Origin of the sequence: Cupriavidus sp. D39, assembly GCF_026627925.1 — a bacterium.
Classification (GTDB): domain Bacteria; phylum Pseudomonadota; class Gammaproteobacteria; order Burkholderiales; family Burkholderiaceae; genus Cupriavidus; species Cupriavidus ulmosensis.
Genome location: NZ_JAPNLE010000009.1, coordinates 655,705 through 672,946, shown reverse-complemented (window position 1 = coordinate 672,946; position 17,242 = coordinate 655,705). Strand labels below are relative to the sequence as shown.

Annotated in this window: 16 protein-coding genes and 3 pseudogenes; 14 read left to right on the top strand and 5 right to left on the bottom strand. The window is 64.2% G+C overall.

Annotated elements, in window-relative coordinates:
• Positions 1-132 precede the first annotated feature (132 nt).
• The 4 genes and pseudogenes from OMK73_RS14730 (at position 133) to OMK73_RS14715 (ending at position 4,037) form a co-directional block, all read left to right on the top strand.
• Positions 133-1,944: an acyl-CoA dehydrogenase C-terminal domain-containing protein gene (locus OMK73_RS14730; protein ID WP_267602699.1), complete on the top strand. Its 1,812-nt coding sequence runs from the start codon at positions 133-135 to the stop codon at positions 1,942-1,944.
• A 33-nt stretch (positions 1,945-1,977) separates the two neighbouring features.
• Positions 1,978-2,957, top strand: a pseudogene (locus tag OMK73_RS14725) (NAD(P)H-dependent flavin oxidoreductase).
• A 29-nt stretch (positions 2,958-2,986) separates the two neighbouring features.
• Positions 2,987-3,463, top strand: coding sequence for a putative quinol monooxygenase (locus OMK73_RS14720; RefSeq protein WP_267602698.1), 477 nt, complete (start codon positions 2,987-2,989; stop codon positions 3,461-3,463).
• A 370-nt stretch (positions 3,464-3,833) separates the two neighbouring features.
• On the top strand, positions 3,834-4,037 hold the full coding sequence (locus OMK73_RS14715; RefSeq protein ID WP_267602697.1) for a hypothetical protein: 204 nt from the start codon (positions 3,834-3,836) through the stop codon (positions 4,035-4,037).
• A gap of 95 nt (positions 4,038-4,132) precedes the next feature.
• Here OMK73_RS14715 and OMK73_RS14710 read toward each other — a convergent pair whose 3' ends face one another.
• A complete protein-coding gene (locus tag OMK73_RS14710) occupies positions 4,133-5,236 on the bottom strand; it encodes a porin (protein ID WP_267602696.1) in 1,104 nt (367 codons plus the stop codon).
• Between the two features lie 221 nt (positions 5,237-5,457).
• Positions 5,458-5,692, bottom strand: a pseudogene (locus OMK73_RS14705) (transposase); the annotation flags it as partial.
• Between the two features lie 125 nt (positions 5,693-5,817).
• Here OMK73_RS14705 and OMK73_RS39175 point away from each other — a divergent pair.
• Both OMK73_RS39175 and OMK73_RS14690 read left to right on the top strand, forming a co-directional pair.
• Positions 5,818-6,872, top strand: a pseudogene (locus OMK73_RS39175) (tripartite tricarboxylate transporter substrate binding protein).
• Positions 6,873-7,098: 226 nt separating this feature from the next.
• Positions 7,099-8,190, top strand: a complete 1,092-nt coding sequence (locus OMK73_RS14690; protein WP_267602693.1) for a porin — start codon at positions 7,099-7,101, stop codon at positions 8,188-8,190.
• A 162-nt stretch (positions 8,191-8,352) separates the two neighbouring features.
• Here OMK73_RS14690 and OMK73_RS14685 read toward each other — a convergent pair whose 3' ends face one another.
• Positions 8,353-9,561, bottom strand: a complete 1,209-nt coding sequence (locus OMK73_RS14685; protein ID WP_267602692.1) for an FAD-dependent oxidoreductase — start codon at positions 9,559-9,561, stop codon at positions 8,353-8,355.
• Positions 9,562-9,813: 252 nt separating this feature from the next.
• Here OMK73_RS14685 and OMK73_RS14680 point away from each other — a divergent pair, with 252 nt between their 5' ends.
• The 7 genes from OMK73_RS14680 to OMK73_RS14650 all read left to right on the top strand — a co-directional run bounded on the left by OMK73_RS14680 (position 9,814) and on the right by OMK73_RS14650 (position 15,039).
• Positions 9,814-10,764, top strand: coding sequence for a LysR family transcriptional regulator (locus OMK73_RS14680; RefSeq protein WP_267602691.1), 951 nt, complete (start codon positions 9,814-9,816; stop codon positions 10,762-10,764).
• Positions 10,765-10,917: 153 nt separating this feature from the next.
• The gene (locus OMK73_RS14675; protein ID WP_267602690.1) at positions 10,918-11,727 is read left to right on the top strand and encodes a VOC family protein; all 810 of its coding nucleotides are present in this window, start codon (positions 10,918-10,920) and stop codon (positions 11,725-11,727) included.
• Positions 11,727-11,873 (top strand): hypothetical protein, encoded by a 147-nt coding sequence (locus OMK73_RS14670; RefSeq protein ID WP_267602689.1) that lies wholly within the window; start codon positions 11,727-11,729, stop codon positions 11,871-11,873. The genes OMK73_RS14675 and OMK73_RS14670 overlap by 1 nt, the downstream gene beginning before the upstream one ends.
• A gap of 48 nt (positions 11,874-11,921) precedes the next feature.
• Positions 11,922-12,710, top strand: coding sequence for an alpha/beta fold hydrolase (locus OMK73_RS14665; RefSeq protein ID WP_267602688.1), 789 nt, complete (start codon positions 11,922-11,924; stop codon positions 12,708-12,710).
• A gap of 561 nt (positions 12,711-13,271) precedes the next feature.
• Positions 13,272-13,895: a hypothetical protein gene (locus tag OMK73_RS14660; RefSeq protein WP_267602687.1), complete on the top strand. Its 624-nt coding sequence runs from the start codon at positions 13,272-13,274 to the stop codon at positions 13,893-13,895.
• A 2-nt stretch (positions 13,896-13,897) separates the two neighbouring features.
• Entirely contained in the window at positions 13,898-14,416 is a 519-nt protein-coding gene (locus OMK73_RS14655; protein WP_267602686.1) for a GGDEF domain-containing protein, read from the top strand.
• Between the two features lie 209 nt (positions 14,417-14,625).
• Entirely contained in the window at positions 14,626-15,039 is a 414-nt protein-coding gene (locus tag OMK73_RS14650; RefSeq protein ID WP_267602685.1) for an NINE protein, read from the top strand.
• Positions 15,040-15,573: 534 nt separating this feature from the next.
• Here OMK73_RS14650 and OMK73_RS14645 read toward each other — a convergent pair.
• Positions 15,574-15,837 (bottom strand): hypothetical protein, encoded by a 264-nt coding sequence (locus OMK73_RS14645; protein WP_267602684.1) that lies wholly within the window; start codon positions 15,835-15,837, stop codon positions 15,574-15,576.
• Between the two features lie 97 nt (positions 15,838-15,934).
• Positions 15,935-16,195 carry a hypothetical protein gene (locus OMK73_RS14640; protein WP_267602683.1) on the bottom strand — a complete coding sequence of 87 codons (261 nt, stop codon included), beginning with the start codon at positions 16,193-16,195 and terminating at the stop codon, positions 15,935-15,937.
• Positions 16,196-16,662: 467 nt separating this feature from the next.
• Between OMK73_RS14640 and OMK73_RS14630 the strand changes: the two genes are divergently transcribed.
• Positions 16,663-17,214 (top strand): hypothetical protein, encoded by a 552-nt coding sequence (locus tag OMK73_RS14630; RefSeq protein ID WP_267606649.1) that lies wholly within the window; start codon positions 16,663-16,665, stop codon positions 17,212-17,214.
• The last annotated feature ends 28 nt before the right edge of the window (positions 17,215-17,242 follow it).

Below are 17,242 nucleotides of genomic sequence, written 5' to 3'. Positions count from 1 at the left end.
GAAGAACTGCCGGCAAGTGGCCGTTCGCCAGCGCCACCTGGGCAAAGTTCGCCCGCGGCATCGGCTATCGCCGGGGTGACGCCTGACCGGCCGACGTCCGACCATCGATCGCATTCATCAAAAGGAATCGCCGTGTCTACAAACTACAAGGCGCCCGTCGACGACTATATCTTCCTGTTGCACGATGTGATCGCGCCCACGGTGCCACACGCGCTGGGTGGCATGGCGCGCGATGACACGCGGCAGGTGCTCGAACAGGCCGCGCGCTTTTTCGAGAAGGTCTGGGCGCCCCTGGACGGCCCCGGGGACGAAGAAGGCTGCCATTTCGACAACGGCGCGGTCAGGACGCCGTCCGGCTACTTGGCCGGATACGCCGCGCTGTGCGAGGCAGGCTGGAACCGGGTCTCGGTCCCAGAGGAATCTGGCGGAGCTGGCCTGCCGGAGGGGATCGACCAGGCCGTGCGTGAGTTCTCCGCGTCGGCCTGCAATTCGCTCGGCCTCTACGCGATACTGACCGCCGGCGCGCATGCGACGGTCCGCCGCATCGGCGAGCCGTGGATGCTGGAGCACGTCGTCCCAGCGATGGTGGAGGGCCGCTGGGCCGGCACGATGTGCCTGACCGAACCGCATTGCGGGACCGACCTGCGGCTGATGAAGACGCGTGCGGTGTCGCAGCCTGACGGTAGCTGGCGCCTCAGCGGCACCAAGATCTTCATTTCCGGCGGCGACCAGGATCTGACCGAGAATGTCATCCACCTCGTGCTGGCGAAGGTCCCGGGCGAGGATGGACGCATCCGCGACGACCTGTCGACGGTCCGGCTTTTCCTGGTGCCCAAGCGTGTGGTGGACCCCGATAGCGGCACACTGGGCGGATCGAACGGCGTCGTCGTGGCCGGGATCGAGCACAAAATGGGCCTGAAGGGTAGCGCGACCTGCACGTTGTCATTCGAGCATGCGCTGGCCTATCCGCTGCGGGAGTCGAGCCAGCCGGGCGGCACGCAACGCAAGTCGTCGGCTGGCATGAGCGGCATGTTTGACATGATGAATTCGGCGCGCCTCGTCACCGGACTGCAGGCGCTGTCGTCGGCAAGCCGCGCCTGTGGTCATGCGGCCAACTACGCCCGCGAGCGGCTGGCCGGCCGGGCCGCCAAGGCGGAGGATCGCACAGGCGGCACGGCGGACCCGATCGTGGTTCACCCAGACGTGCGCCGGCTGCTGCTGAAGCAGGCGTCCTTCCTCGAAGCCGCTCGTGCCCTCGCGCTTCACGTGACAGCGCTGCTCGACGAACCCGACGAAACACTGCGCGCCAACCGGAACGCGATCGGCAGCCTGCTGACGCCGGTCGTCAAGGCATTCTTCAGCGACCGCTCCTTCGAGTCGGCCAACGACGCCATGCAACTGATGGGCGGGCACGGCTATATCCGCGACAATGGCGTCGAGCACCTCGTGCGCGACTGTCGCATCTTCCAGCTCTATGAGGGGGCCAACGGCGTGCAAGCGCTGGATCTCGTGCTGCGCAAGCTGCCCGCGGGCGGCGGCCGGGCGCTGGCCGGGTTTCTCGACATGGTGGATGCCACCGCATGGGAGGCGGCACAGCGCGAGCCGTTGCGCGCGCACGCTGATACGCTACGGCAAGCCGCGCAGGATATCCGTGCCTGCGCGAAGTGGCTTGCTGACCCGTCGCGCAACCCTTACGACGCCGGCGCCGCTTCCAGCGATTTCCTGGCCATGATGGGTATCGTCGCCTGCGCCTGGATGTGGCTGCGGATGTCGGACGTCGCGCTTGGCCTGTTGCCCGACGCGGAGAACGGGGCTTTCCTACGCCGCAAGCTGGAACTCGCCCGCTTCTGGTTCGCGCGTGAACTGCCGCTGGTCCCGACCTTGCGGCAGCGTGTGGAGACGGGCGCAGCCTGCCTGATGGCGCTGCCGGCCGACCAGTTCTAACCAATCAATATCTTTCTACAAGGAACTTCGTCGATGAAGACGCAGATCACTGAGTTGTTCGGCATCGAGCATCCCATCATTCAGGGTGGCATGCACTACGTCGGGTTCGCGGAACTGGCCGCCGCGGTGTCGAATGCTGGCGGCCTGGGCATCATTACGGCACTGACGCAGCCAAGTTCGGACGCCTTGGCCCGTGAGATCGGGCGATGCCGGGAAATGACCGACAAGCCGTTCGGTGTCAATCTCACCTTTTTGCCGTCGCGCAATCCGCCGGACTACGCGGGCTATGTGCGGGCGATCATCGAAGGCGGGGTCCACATTGTCGAGACGGCCGGCAACAATCCCCAGCAATGGCTGCCGACGCTGCACGAGGCGGGCATCCGGGTCATCCACAAATGCACGTCGGTGCGGCATGCACTGAAGGCCGAGAGCATCGGCTGCGATGCGGTCAGCGTCGACGGCTTCGAATGCGGCGGACATCCGGGCGAGGACGACGTCCCAAACTTCATTCTGCTACCCCGTGCCGCGGACGAACTCAGGGTGCCGTTTGTCGCTTCGGGGGGATGGCAGACGGCCGCTCGCTGGTCGCCGCGCTGGCGATGGGCGCGGCCGGCATCAACATGGGAACCCGCTTCGTCGCGACGGAAGAGGCGCCGGTACATCGAAAGGTCAAGCAAGCCATCATTGCGGCAACGGAACTCGATACGCGGCTTGTCATGCGCCCGCTGCGCAATACCGAGCGTGTGCTGAACAATGCGGGGGTCGAGCGCCTACTGGAGAAGGAAAGGCGCCTGGGGGCGGACATCACCTTCTCAGATATCCTCGAAGAGGTCGGCGGTGTTTATCCGCGCGTGATGCGGGACGGCAACCTCGACGCGGGCGCCTGGTCCTGCGGCATGGTCGCCGGGCTCATCCACGATATTCCCCGGGTCGGAGACCTGATCGACAGGATCATGCACCAGGCGGAGGAGATCGTCGCGACGCGACTTCAGGGAATGTTGTCGCGTGGCTAAACATTCGGGAACAATCAGGGGGCAAGGAAATGCGTGGAGTCATAGCGAAGATCAAGGTGAAGGAGGGCCGGGAGGCCGAGTTTGAAGCGCTGGCGGCCAGCCTGGTCGTCGAGTCGTGCGCGGAAGCCGGGTGCCTGTCGTACGACCTGTGGCGTTCGGAGGAAGCACGTGAATACGTGTTTGTCGAGCGCTATGCCGACGAGGCGGCTGCTCAGGCGCACGTCAAATCCGATCACTATCGCCGGATCGGCCGCCAGATGGGCGCGTTTATGGATGGTGCGTCGACCGTGTTACGACTGGCCGCAGTGGAAGTTGCTGCCGGCCCGAGCTCGGCTGATCCAGAGCTTGTTGGAAGCGACAGATCTGACCCTGAGCGCTCCAGGCTGGTGGAACAGTGGCTCAGCCATTTCGGGGTGGCTGACGCGAAGGAGTTGGACCTGGGCATCCTTGAGGCGATCCGGCAATACGTCACCAATGGCGTGCGGCCGCCCGAAAAGGCTGCTTAGGGAGGAGTTGCATTCGTTCAGCGGCGTGGATGACAATCCACCCCTGCTCGCCACGGCCGGCCGGTCGAGTGATGAACACCATGACCGGCTTGGCGTCCGGTGAGCCAATTTCCGCTTCAGTCGCTGAGGGGGAACGTTCGTCTCGTCAGTCGAATGGCCGCATTATTGGACGAAGCCGACGTCTGACCGTCCGACCGGCGCGACGGACGAATGGCACATCGGGGTAGCTTTGATTTCGGTGCAATATGCGACGATTCGCAAGCCCAGCGGCGGCGCAGACGCTGATGCGTAAGTTGTTGATTTTTGAGGTTTTTCTGTTCTCTTCTGCTTGGCGTATCGTGTTTGGCCCAATGCATGGGAGGCGCACGAGATGCAAGGCTGGCAGAGCACCTATTTGGGCGCGCGCGAGGTGCCGCGTGAACTCAGCAGTTTCGAATTGCAGACGTTCTTCACATACAGCCAGGCCGAGCACGAACTGATCGGGCGCCGGCGCGGCCCAACGATGAAGCTGGGCCTGGCGCTGCACGCAGGCCGGCGCGGCGATCGAGGGTGTCGTACGGCAGGAAGCGTGTGATGCTGCACCAGCACAATGCCCTGGTGCAGCGCGAATGCCGGCGTTACGTGTCCTAACAAAGTTGAAGCGAAAAGCGGGCTTGCGCTTGCGGCAGTCTAAAATTTGTGACGGATACCAACGACCGCGCCGAACTGATTCTCCGAGCCGCTAACCGTGCCGAAGCCGCTGCCTTGGATCGCGCCGGAACCGCCCGCGGTCAGACCCAGGTTCGAACCGTCCTTGTTTTTGGCGTAACCCACGTTCACGTAGGCATCGGTGCGCTTGGATAGGTTGTAGTCGACCGATGCCACGAAGCTCCAGGGATCAGCCTTGGTACCGCGGAAGTCTTGGTAGTAGGCAACGCCGGTCACCGAGAGCGCCGGGATTAGCTGATAGCCCAGGCCTAGCCAGTACAGATTCGAGACGTTGTTAGCACCGAGGTTGCCCGGCAGCGTGGCGCCGTCGAGAGCCTTGGCCCAACGATAACCAGCGTACACCTTGGCCGGGCCGAAAACGTACGAACCAGCCAGGGTGGCGCGACGGATCTTGGCACCCGTCAGCGCGCCGGTCGCGGCCAGGCCGAGGTTGGTTTCGTCGTAGACACCTCCGATGGCTAACGGGCCGGCTGCGTAAGTCAGGCCAGCGCTGTACTCTTGGCCAATCTTGGGGCTGCCCGGGACTTCACCAAACGAGCCGGCACCGGTGTTCGAGCCGAAGCTGTACAGGGCCCTGGCGGTCAGGCTGCGGAAGGTGCCGACGTACTTGACCGAGTTGTCAGCCCGACTGGTGAAGCCTGCGTCCTGGCCGATGATCGAGTAGTTCGTGGCGATGGCCATCGGGTCGAACTGCAAACCGAAGTCATAGAGCGGGGTTTGTTGACGACCCAGGGTCAGGGCGCCCCATTGGTTTTGCAGACCGACGTAAGCGTTACGACCGAACAGACGGCCGCCTTGGGCCGAGGTGCCGGTGTCGAGGTTGAAACCGCTTTCCAGCACGAAGACGCCCTTCAGGCCACCGCCCAGATCTTCCACACCACGCAGGCCCCAACGGCTGCCCGACAAGTTGCCCGAGGTCAGGCGGGTCACGCTGTGGCCGCCCCCAGGTTGGTTATTTTGATATTCGATACCGGCATCAACGATCCCGTACAGAGTCACGCTCGACTGGGCATACGCACCACCAGCGGCCAGTGCAGCGACGGTCGCAATCCATGTCATCTTCATGGCACTTTCCTTGTTAGCTGATGATTGGAAACTCTGGGCTATCGCGGCTGCCTGGCCGACGCTCTCCCTTCACGTCTATTTTGTATTATGTGCCAGCGCTCGGTTAACGATACTTAAGAACAGGTTTTTTATTATGGATGAAACAACCAGGAGAGAGCAGAAAGCAACCAAAATGGTTCCGTGCTGGAGTAACGAACAATCGTGCTTTTTTGGGTTGGGCTCCAGTCGCTTTGCTCGAAGGCCAACAGCGCCGCCTCGGCGGCCTTAACCGTGGCAGCCGTGTAGACCGGCTTGAGCGCGGGCCACCACGCGGCGGTCCTTCCAGCTCGCGTAGTCCAGGCTGCCGCGTATCAGATGCACGACACAGGTCTGCAGTGTCGTACTCGGGAACACCGCGATCTGGATGTCTTGGGTGCCTCGCGTCTTCAGGTCGTTGAACACCTTCATCCAGAACTTGCGGCGGACCGGCCGAACGGCCCGGACGTGCCGTAGCCAGGAGTGCCCGTCACTATAGGCGCATGCAAGCCGCTTATGCCGGCCATTAGCCATTGCGCCTGTCGCACGCCCCCGCACATTGTCTAATGCTTCCACATACAGGCGCGGCACGCCGTTTCACGCCGCAGCCGATAACGATGATGGAGACAATGTACTATGAAGCGTCCCGCCTTGGTGCTGGTGTCCGCCTGCGCGCTGCTCGCGTGCGGCGCGTCGCTCGGCGCCCCGTCCGATATCGAGCGCTTTCCACCCATGCGATCCGGCTCGTGGTGCCGTTCACCAGCGGCGGGATCGCCGATGTGATGAGCCGCGTCCTGGCTGAAAAACTCAAGGATTCGCTCGGCCAGGCGGTGGTGGTGGAGAACCGGCCGGGTGCCGGCACCATGCTTGCCTCCGAGTACGTGGCGCGCGCCGATGCCGATGGCTACACGCTGCTGATGGCGGCGGCGTCCTCACCATTGCGCCCGCGGTCTATCCCAAGGGCCGGGTCAAGTACGATCCCGTGCGCGATTTCGCGCCGGTCACACTGGTGGCGGAGGTGCCACAGGTGCTGGTGGCATCGCCTGGCCTGCCGGTGAAGAGCGTCGGCGAGCTGATCGACTATGCGCGGCGCCATCCCGATCAGGTCAACTACGCTTCGTCCGGGGCCGGCACCTCCAACCACCTGGGCGCTGAGCACTTCAATCAGATGGCGCATATTCACATGAAGCACGTGCCCTATAAAGGCACCATGCAGGGATTGAACGATGTAGTGGCCGGCCATGCCCAGGTCATGTTCGCCGACCTGGCTGCCGCAGATGCGTTCATCAAGGCGGGCAAGCTGACCGCGCTGGGATTGACCAGCGCCAGGCCTTCGCCGTCTCGCCCGCAACTGCAAACCATCGCGCAGGCCGGCCTGCCGGGCTACGCCAGCACGTCTTGGCTTGGCCTGCTGGCGCCGGCCAATACGCCGCCCCAGGTCATCGGCCGATTGAACGAGGCAGTGCTCAAGGCCTTGCGATCCAGCGAGGTCAAGGCGCGCTTCGCAGCGCTCAACGTCGACCTGGCGCCGACCAGCCCCGAGGAATTCAAGCGCTTCATTGCCAGCGATACGGCCAGGTGGTCGGACATCGCACGCTCGACCGGGGCCTCGGTGGAGTGAGGCTCGCGCGCAAGCAGTAACGTCCTGGCTTGCTTCCTGATCCTCTGGCGCGGTCCGGCCCGCCGCTAACCCGTCATTCACGACAAATCGGATTGCCGCCAAGGGGCAGCGTTTGCCTGTGCTCTCTGCCGTCCAATGACGGCGTGTGACCGGTTGCGCGCTGCCTTTCGTTGTCGCGTTCGGGTTCGAGTTACATCACCACAACAGCAAAGACTGGAGGAGAACTATGAGAACCACCGGGCTCACGGTAGCCGCCCTGATGGCATTGCCAGGCCTCGCCGCCGCGCAAGCGGTCACCCTGTACGGCGTGGTCGATACAGGCGTGGAGTACGTCAACCATATCGGCGCCGCGCGCAACAGTGTGACGCGTATGCCGGGCCTGACGGGCACCGTGCCGTCGCGTTGGGGCCTGCGCGGCAGCGAGGACCTCGGGCAGGGCATGAAGGCGGTGTTCGTGCTGGAGTCAGGCTTCGGCACCGACAATGGCGCTTCGAACCAGGGCGGCCGCTTGTTCGGCCGCCAGGCGTATGTCGGCCTGGCAGGCAAGTGGGGCCAGCTCGGGCTGGGCCGCCAATACACCATGACCTTCTGGGCCAACCTGGAAGCCGACATGCTAGGCCCCAACACCTTCGGCTCTGCCTCGTTGGACAGCTATATGGCGAACTCCCGTGCCGATAACGCCATTGCGTACAAGGGCACCTTTGGCGGCTTTACGCTGGGCGCCACCTACAGCTTCGGCCGCGACGGCACCAATGCCGGTCCCAGCCCGGCTGGCACCAACTGCGCCGGCGAGAACCCGGCCGACGCGCGAGCCTGCCGCGAATGGTCGGCGCTGCTCCAGTACGACGCCAAGCGCTGGGCGGTGAACGCCGCCTATGACTCGCTGCGCGGAGGGCCGGGTGCGTTCGCCGGGCTGACCAGCAGCGGCCTGCGCGACGACCGGCTCTCGCTCAATGGCTATGCGCTGGTGGGCGACGCCAAGATTGGCCTTGGCTTGGTGCGGCGCGACAACCGGGGCAGCCCCACGCCGCGCAGCGACCTCTGGTATGTCGGAGTGTCCTACGCAGTGACGCCGGCCTTCAGCGTGGACGCTGAAGTCTTCAACCTGCGCTATCACGACAGCAGCAACAAGGCCTGGTTGTACGCGGCGCGGGCTACCTATGCCTTCTCCAAACGCAGCTCGGTGTACGCCACTGCCGGCTTTATCGACAACGGCGGCCAGCTCGGCATGTCGGTCAGCAATGGCCAGGCCGGCGCGAACCCGGCACCGGGTGCGAACCAGTTCGGCGCGATGGTGGGTATCAAGCACGTCTTCTGATGCCATGCGGCACGACCGCGCCGGCGAGCCCTTGCCGAACACCACGCGCGCGGGCGGGGGAGCGAGTAGATAAAGCTGCCTTGCATCATGCGGGTCTCCCATGAAGTGGTTGTAGCCGGTGCCGCCGCTTGCGTCCGGCACCGGCTGGTAGCGCGCCGCGTCTCAGGCGATGGCGTCGGCGCGGCGGATTGAAGCAATCATCGAGCTGTCGAGCAAAAACTCGCGCGACTTATCAGGATCGAGCGAGATGGCGTGCATCGCCTGCTGGTTCCGGCGGCGTACCTGCGGGTCGCGTTCTTCCATGGCCTTCTTGTTGCGGATGCTGTTCTTCTGCACCACCTCCACGGCAACGGTGCGGCGCTGGCGCGAGTACAGGTCGAGCAGTTCGGCGCCGGCGCGGCCGTGCCAGACTTCGGCCAGCTTGGTGCCGAGGTTGAACGCATCGTGCACGCCGCCGTTCAGGCCGAAGCCGCCGATCGGGTTGTTGATATGGGCCGCGTCGCCGGCCAGCAGGATGCGGCCCTTGACGAAGGTGTCCGCCACGCGTTGGTGCACCCGGTAGGTGCCCGAGTAGGCGAGCGGGAAGTCCATGTCCACGCCCAGCGTCTCGCGCAGACGGGCTTGTACGTTGGCCGGCGCCAACAACACCGCGTCGTCGACATCGGGATCTGCCGGCATGGCAACGCGCCAGAGGTCGGGGCGGGCATCGTCGTACAGCTTGAGCACCACGGCCCAGTGTTCGGGGTCGGAAACATAGGCGGTGCCTGTGTAGCCCAGCGTTTCCATCGGCATGGCGACATTGGTGACCAGGAACTTCTCGCGCCAGGTAAAGCCCTCGAAGCCGAAGCCGCCGCGCTTGCGCACCGTGCTGCGGGCGCCGTCCGCGCCCACCACCCAGGGCATCTTCACCTCGCGCGCGCCTTGTGCGGTGCGCAGGTTCAATGTAGCGCTCGCGCCGTCGGTGGAAACCGAGTCCAGGCTTTCGCCAAAGCGCAGATCGACATGCGGCAGCGTGCGTAGCACCTCGATCAGCAGGGTGGAGAGATAGTGCTGCGGCAAGTGGAAGCGGAACGGGAAGTCAGTTAGCGTCGATAGAGTGCCAAGATCGAATTCGGCATAGACGCCCGCGCTACGGTCGCGCATCTGCCAGACCGGAATACGGATGCCCATCTTCGTCAGGGCCGCCTCGATACCCAGCTTGCGGAAGATCTCCAGCGTAGGCGGGTGAAACGCGGCGCCGCGCTGCTCGCGGGCGATTTCATCGGCGCTCTCAAACACGGCGCAGGGCACGCCCTGGCGCGCGAGCGTCAGCGCGGTGGTCAAACCAACGGGGCCGGCCCCGACGATCGCGATTCTTTCATCGTATGACATGTTCGGTTCCTTGTATGGGATGGGCATCGCGCTTTGCGATTGCCGTGCGGCCATCGAGGTCGCTAGAATCCTGTGTGCAAGGTACCGGCCAGTCATACGGGTGTCGATACGCTGAATCGCATCGGTGCCATTCGGAAGTTGAATGCGCGCGGCACACACGGTGCGCGCGGATCGGGTACAAAGGATCTTGCTGCAGCGCTCGCCGCCCGACCGCTGCCGGCGGTGCGCCACAGTCCACACGGGAATCCAGTCATGGCAAGGAATGCCGGTTTCGCCGCCTCGCTCGACCTGCGGCTGCTGATCGTCTTCGACGCGGTACTGCGCAAGCGCAGCCTGACCCAGGCCGGCGACAGCCTCGGCCTCAGCCAGCCGCTGATGAGCCAGTCGCTCAGCAAGTTGCGCCAGTACTTCGGCGACCCGCTGTTCGTGCGCACCACGGCCGGGATGTCGCCCACGCCGCGCGCGCGCGAACTGGCGCCGCGCATCGCGAGCGTGATCCAGCTGATGCAGGAGGCCATCGAGAGTCCCGACCAGTTCGATCCCGCCGTCTCGCGCCGCAGCTTCAGCTTTGTCGCCACGGATTTCGGCGCGGCCTTCCTGCTGCCCATGCTGCTGCGCCACCTGGCGGAGCATGCGCCCGGCATCCGGGTGCGGGCCATTGCCGCACCGCGCCATGGCGTGGAAGAGATGCTCGAAGAAGGCGAGGCGGACCTGGCCATGGGCAGCTTCGCCATTTCGCGCTCGCCGTTTTACCAGCGCCGCCTCTACGCATCGGACTATGTCTGCCTGGCACGGGCCGGCCATCCGTTGGCGCAGGGCGTGCTGAGCGAGGAGGCTTACCTGAACGCCTCGCACGCGCTGGTGGCACCGCTGCCGATCGGCTACGAGGCGCTGGAGCGCTTCTTGCTGGAGAGTATTCCCGCCGAGCGCTTTGTCGTCACGCTGCCCAATTTCCTCACGGTGCTGACCACGCTGCCCAGTTCCGATGCGCTGTTTACCGTGTCCAGGCGTGCCGGCGTGGAGGTGGCGCGGCTGGTCGGTGCCAATGTGATGGAGTTGCCCGTACGGATTCCCGGCTTTGTCGTGCGCCAGTTCTGGCATGAGCGCTTTCACAAGGACCCGGCCAACAAATGGTTCCGCGACCTGATCCACGCCCTGCTGGCCGACCAGGGCGAGGGCGGCGACGAGGCTTGCGCTGCCTGACCCCGCGCATGCCGGATGCCGAATCGGCATTCGGTGTATTCCTTTCCGGCTATGGCCGCGCACCGGCCCGGCTTCCATACTCCAGCCAAGCCCGCCAGCGCCACCGCATCCGGCGCGGCCGGGCGGACAGCCTAAGCTAGTTAAGGAGACGATATGGAAGGCAACCTCATTCGCGGTCTGCATCACATCACGCTGTGCACCAGCACGGCCCAGGGCGACGTGGATTTCTTCGTCAAGGTGATGGGGCAGCGCTTTATCAAGCGCACTCTGTTTTACGATGGCCGCATTCCCATCTATCACCTGTATTTCAGCGACGCGGACGGCACGCCCGGCACGGTGATGACCACCTTCCCGATGCGCCGCACGGAGTTGAGCGGACGCAAGGGCTCCGGCCAGTTCACCGCCATCGCCTACTCGGTGCCGGCAGGCTCGCTGGATTTCTGGCGCGAGCACTTCGGCCGGCACGGCATTGCCATCGTCCAGGAGTCGGAGCGCTTCGGCGAGAAGTACCTGCGCGTGGTGCATGCCGGCATCGATTTCGAGGTGGTGGAGGATCCCATCGATTTGCGCAGGCCCTGGCGCTCCGAGTATGTGCCCGAGCAATACGCCGTGCGCGGCTTCCACAACTGGACCGTGACCGTGCGTGAACTGGAGGACATGGACACGTTCATGCAGAGCGCCTGGTATTTCCGCAAGACGGTGGAAGACGGCAGGTTCACCCGTTACGAAGCGGGCGAGGGCGGGGCGGGACGCCGCATCGACGTGCGCTACGAGCCGGACCTGCGCCAGGGTACCTGGACGCTGGCCGAGGGCATCGTGCACCACGGCGCCTTCGACGTGGCCGACTACGATACCCAGGCCCGCGTGAAGTTCGATACCGAGGGCATGGGCTTTACCGATTTCTCGGACCGCAAGAATCGTGGCTACTTCGAATCGGTCTACGTGCGCACGCCGGGGGCGTGATGTTCGAAGCCACCAAATCGCTCGGCTTCAAGATGGATGAGGAGGAAGCCCTGCTCGGCACCGAGCTGAAGATCTCTCCGCAGTTCAATGTGTCGCACGACGACCTGCGCAAGCATATGCAGAAGGAGGATCCGATCCATGTCTGATTCGCGATCCTTCCCGATGATGCGGTCCCTGGCCGCGGAGGTAGCAGCATGATGTCTTTCAAGCTGGTGGGCACGGGCCCACGCAAGGTGATGCTGTTCCCGGGGTTGCTTGGCACGCGCGACGCGTTCGACGACCTGATGCGCTGGGCTGATCTGGATGCGTTCCAGTATGTTGCGGTCGAGTATCGCGGCTATGGCCAGGCGCGCAAGGAGCGCGGCCTGATGACGCTGCGCGAGGTGGTGATCGACGCCACCCGGCTTGCGGACTACCTGGGCTGGAGCCGCTTCGCGGTGGCCGGCCATTCTCTGGGCGCGCTGGCCGCGCAGATGCTGGCGCTGGCGCTGCCGCAGCGCGTGGATGCGATTGTGTCCATCGCCGGCCTCGACGCGTGCGGCGGCAGCAGCGATCCGCAGCGCGTTCGGATGCTGCAGGAGGCCGCGGTGTCGCGGCAACGGCGTGAAGAACTGGTGGCGGCCGGCACTGCGCACCGCTATTCGTCCGCCTTTGCGCGGACGGTGGTTGATAGCAGCTGGGACAACATCGACGGCACCGCTTTCGCCAGCTATGCGATCGATGCGAGCCGTACCGATATCAGCCAGCAGGTGGAAGGCACGGACAAGCCGATCCTGGTGCTGGTCGGCCAGCATGACGGCAGCAATATGGACGAGGCCGTGCGCGCCACCACGCTCAGGTGGTATCGAAACGCGACGTTGCAGGTGCTGGCGGGGGCCGGTCATTACCCGGTGCAGGAAACCCCGGCGGCGGCCAGTGCTGCGCTCGAAGCCTTCCTGCTGCGCAACCCGGGCGATGGCGAAGCCGCCGCCAGGCCAGCCTAGCTCGGCGGCAAGCCCGTCGTCCGCGGCTCGATCCATATCTGCAGGCAATGTCCCGCTGTCAGGCGGAGCCCTCCCGGCATCCGTCTGGCTGAAAATCCGGATCGAGTATGGAAAAATATTGGCACTACGCTGCAACGCGGCTCAGGTGCCGCCCCCACCAGCCCCCTCGGCAGCCCCACTTGGCGACAACGAGGCGGCGGGTGCCGGCGACGCGCACCAAGTTCAGGCCCGGGCCAGCCTGAGGTGTGGCCGGTACAATGTGCGCACAGTGCCATGTGCACAAATCGTTGTATTCGAACTAGAGCCAACTGGAGCGTTTGTGGAGAAACCGAGTCGTGTAATGAATGTCCATCTGGACGCGGACCTAACGGCTCGCCGGACGGAATACTGCGTGGCCCTTGGTAAGTTGCCCGACGCGCTTCATTGCCGATCTCCACGGGCCACGGCTAGCCTTGCAGGGGGCAATGCCAGCTTGAATGGGCACACTCACATGACCGCATTTCCTACAGTATCCCGACCGGTCACCGGCCACGGTCAATCCGGCATCTCTACAGCTGACCAATGCTAAACCTGGACCTGCGCTCCATGTCGGCGATGACGGGGATGATCAATATCGCCCTGGGCATCATCCTGCTGGCCTTTCGCCGCGCCTATCCTGCCTCCATCAAAGGGTTGCTGCCCTGGGCGCTGGCACCGCTGCTTTGCGCGCTTTCCACCGCCTTCTATGCGATGGACGGGCAGTGGCCGGCCGTGCTCGTCGCGCTTGGCGGTAACGTGCTGCTGCTTTCGGGCTGTGCACTGTTCTACTTCGGCAGCCAGCGCTTCTATGGGGTGCCCTGCACCTGGAAATTCTGGCTCACCTTAGGCATTGGCTGCCTGGCTGGGATCACCTGGTTCCTGCTGGTCCATCCCGACTACCGGATCCGCGTGTTGCTGCTTACCACGGTGCTGGCGGCAATATGCGTGACCCATGCGCGGATGACCTGGGAGCACGGCCGGGGTTTTGCGCCGCGCTTCATGGCAGTTGTCCTCGCTTTCCAGGGGCTGGTCCTGCTGATGCGGGCAGCGACGACGCTTTTCCAGGATGCCGTCAATACTCCGCGGTTTTCCCCTCGGCTATTCAGACCACGTACATTGCAGCGTATTGCTTCGCGTCGCTGTTCGTCTGCCTTGGCCTGCTGCTGACCGTGAGCGAGCGGTTGCGCGCGGAGTTCGAGTACCTGGCGCAGCGCGATGACCTGACAGGGGTACTGAACCGCCGGGCTGTGCTGCACGCAGGTAGTAGTGAACTGAAGAACCGGCGCGGCAGCGGCCAACCACTGTCGTTGCTGCTGATGGATATCGACCACTTCAAGCGCATCAATGATCAGCACGGACACTTGGTGGGTGACCGCGTGCTGGCTCATTTCGCACAAACCGTGGGCCAGGCGCTGCGCTACACGGATTATCTCGGCCGTTTTGGCGGCGAAGAGTTTGTCGTGCTGCTGCCGCATACCGGCATGGAGGCCGCGCTTGCCATGGCCGAGCGCGTGCGGCAGGCAGTGGAGCAGCAATCGGTCATCGCGGGGCAGCCCACCTGCACGGCAAGCCTGGGGTTGGCCAGCATCGAGGCCGGGGAAGCGACCCTTGACGAATTGCTGGCGCGCGCCGATTTGGCGCTGTATCGCGCCAAGGCTGATGGGCGCAACCGTGTTGAGGCAGGCTGAGCCGGGGTTCCCGCATTTCAGCGGGCGCCGGTCGCTTGCCCGCGGTTGCCTGCACGCTGAAGTGAGCTTTTTTGGGGGCTTCGCCGATTTGCGGGGAAAGGGGTTGATGCTGGTCTGCTTGGGCGGTGGTGCTGGTGGATGGTATTGGCTATAGCTTCGGTGCTACAGGCTATGTCATCATCGCGCCAAACCACTGCACGAGACGAACGATGCATCCATCGAGCAATCCCCGGAGTGATACGCACAGCAAAGTCATCGGTTATCTGTTGTGGATCTTCGGCTTTACCGGTTCCCATCGCTTTTACTACGGCAAGCCGGTGACCGGGACGATCTGGTTTTTCACGTTGGGCCTGCTGGGGATCGGCTGGCTCATCGACCTGTTCCTGATCCCCGGCATGGACCGGGAAGCGGACTATCGGTTTGCTCCCGGCAAGTACGACTACAACGTAGCATGGATCCTTCTGACCTTCCTCGGCATCTTCGGTGTGCACCGGATGTATATCGGCAAATGGATCAGTGGCCTGATCTACCTGTTGAGCGGCGGCCTGTTCCTGATCGGCGTGCTGTATGACCTCTGGACGCTGAATGAACAGGTGTCGCGGAGGAACAGGATATATCCCTAACGGGAGCGACGCTCGCGCGCAACTCTGCCCGGAGCTTTTTCGCCTGCTGCAGGGCGTGCGAAGCGGTCCGCCGGCTCTCACGCGGGCGGCGCTGTGGCGGGCCAAGCGCGCTGAAGTGGAAGTCACCGCGGCGCGGCGCTTGGTATCGCCCAGGTGCCGGGTGCCAGCGACAAAAGCCAAGTTCATGCCCGGGCCGGCCTGAGGGGGACGCCAGAGGTGCCGAATGGAATTTATCCACCGCACGAGGGGACAAGCCTGTGGACAAGCCGCGCGGGGGCCGAGTGCCGACGGCGTCAGCGGAGTTGACTAAAATTTAAGCAGCGAGGGCGGCCATGTCCTCCCGCGCCATGCCGGACTGGCTGCAGCGAACGATCCATGCCGGGCAGACGGTGGAACATTTCCGGGGGGTACTACAAGACAATAGCCGCCCACTCGCGCAGAGGGGGCTTGCATCGACGCCGGAGTTATAGTGCATTCGCACCCGCGCTGGCCGTGGAACCCTCGGGGTTTCCACAGTGCGGGGGCACATGCCGTTCATACCTTGGCGTGGGTGGCGGCCCATTGCGACGGGTTGACGTCGATGCTCAGCGGGCCGAAGCCGGAGTCGATCACGCCAACGTTGTTGAGCGTATTCACATTGATGCTTTGCAGTTGGGCGATGTTCTGGTTGACGTTGACATTGACGTTGGCCACCGGGCCCAGTCCTTGCAGCCAGGAATTGCCGCCGCGCACCGCGGTCATGGACTTGCCGTCGAGTTCTTGGGGCAGGGCGAGGTCGCGCACGATGATGGATGACATGTTGGTTCTCCTTGGCCTCACTGGATGACTTGAAATGCTCTTGATTGGCTGATTGCCAGTGGAGGTGGCGGGGCCACCTCCACATCTACCGGGCCGTTCAACGATAGATGTTGTTTTGGGCGTTCTGGGTCGAGGTGACATGCGACTTGATGTCGTCCGCGAAGGCCGTGTTGTTGCCGTTCATGTTGACGACGTTCTGCGTCTGGCCGATCAGCTGCGAGGCGTTGAAGGTCGAGTCGATCTTGACCGCGCTGAACACGGGCAGGAAGGGCACGAAGCCGCCGCGCACGGCGCGCATGGCGCGGGTGTCGAGTTCTTCGGTGACGGACAGGTCCTTGATGGCGAGGGTGGTAGTCATGGCAGTTCTCCTTGGGAGCGATTGGGACTTGGGTTCGGTTAGTTTGAGCATTGTTTCTGCGCTCGGGAGGTACAAACGCATGGAGTGTGCCAAGGCGGGCCGTGTCATCGCGAATCGCCCGCAAACCTAGGCGGGGCTTGGGACGGATTTCCTTCGAGTGCGAAAATGGCGCCAAAACCAAGCGCGCGCCGTCCTGGATCTGGCGGGCGTAAACCAACACAACAACACTGAGTGTTTGCTATTACGCGACACGCTGGGCCCATACATCGGAGAGCGGGGCGCCGAGCGTCAGGCCCACGCGGCCACGCAGGCGCGTCAGGAGGAGGGGAAGCGTCAGATCGATGCACTCGCGCGGCAGTTGCCGGAGTTGCGTACCCAGTTCTCGACGGCGTTGGAATCAACGCGCGAGCAGGTCGCGGTGGCGCGGGAGCGGGCCAGCGTCACCGCGCGCCGTGCGCTGAGGGAGCTTGACCAGGAGCCTACGCTGCGCCAGAAGGGCGAGCCGGTGGCAGTCCAGCAAGCGCGGCTGCGCACGTCTCTGGTGGTCAACCGGGAACTGCTCTTGCTGCCTGTTCCTCGCCGATGGCGCATGGCTGGCGCGCGGCGAGCCGCTCTACCATATCGTCGGCCAGGATAATGAGCTGAAGGCGGAAGCCTTCATCGGCGAGCAGAACCATGCCGCGCTCACCGCCTGCAGCAGCGGCGTCTTCGTCGCCAACCTGCCGGAATTCGGCTCGGTGCGCTGTGCCACCGCGGAGACGGACCAGGTCAACGTAGCCGGCCTCGAGCAACGCACGCTGGCCAGCCTCTACGGCGGCCCTATCGCGGTCACACGCAGCCAGCACAATGGACTGGCGCCGACCACGGCTATCTTCCGCGTGCGTTTGTCGCATTGCGACTCGCTGCCGCTAACGCGCGAATTGCCGGGTACCGTGCTGCTGGCACGCCAGCGCCATAGCCTGGCCGGCGGTGCCTGGACCGCGCTGCTAGGCTTGATGCAGCGCGAACGCGGCCTTTGATCGCACAGCCCGACGCAGAAAACCGGAT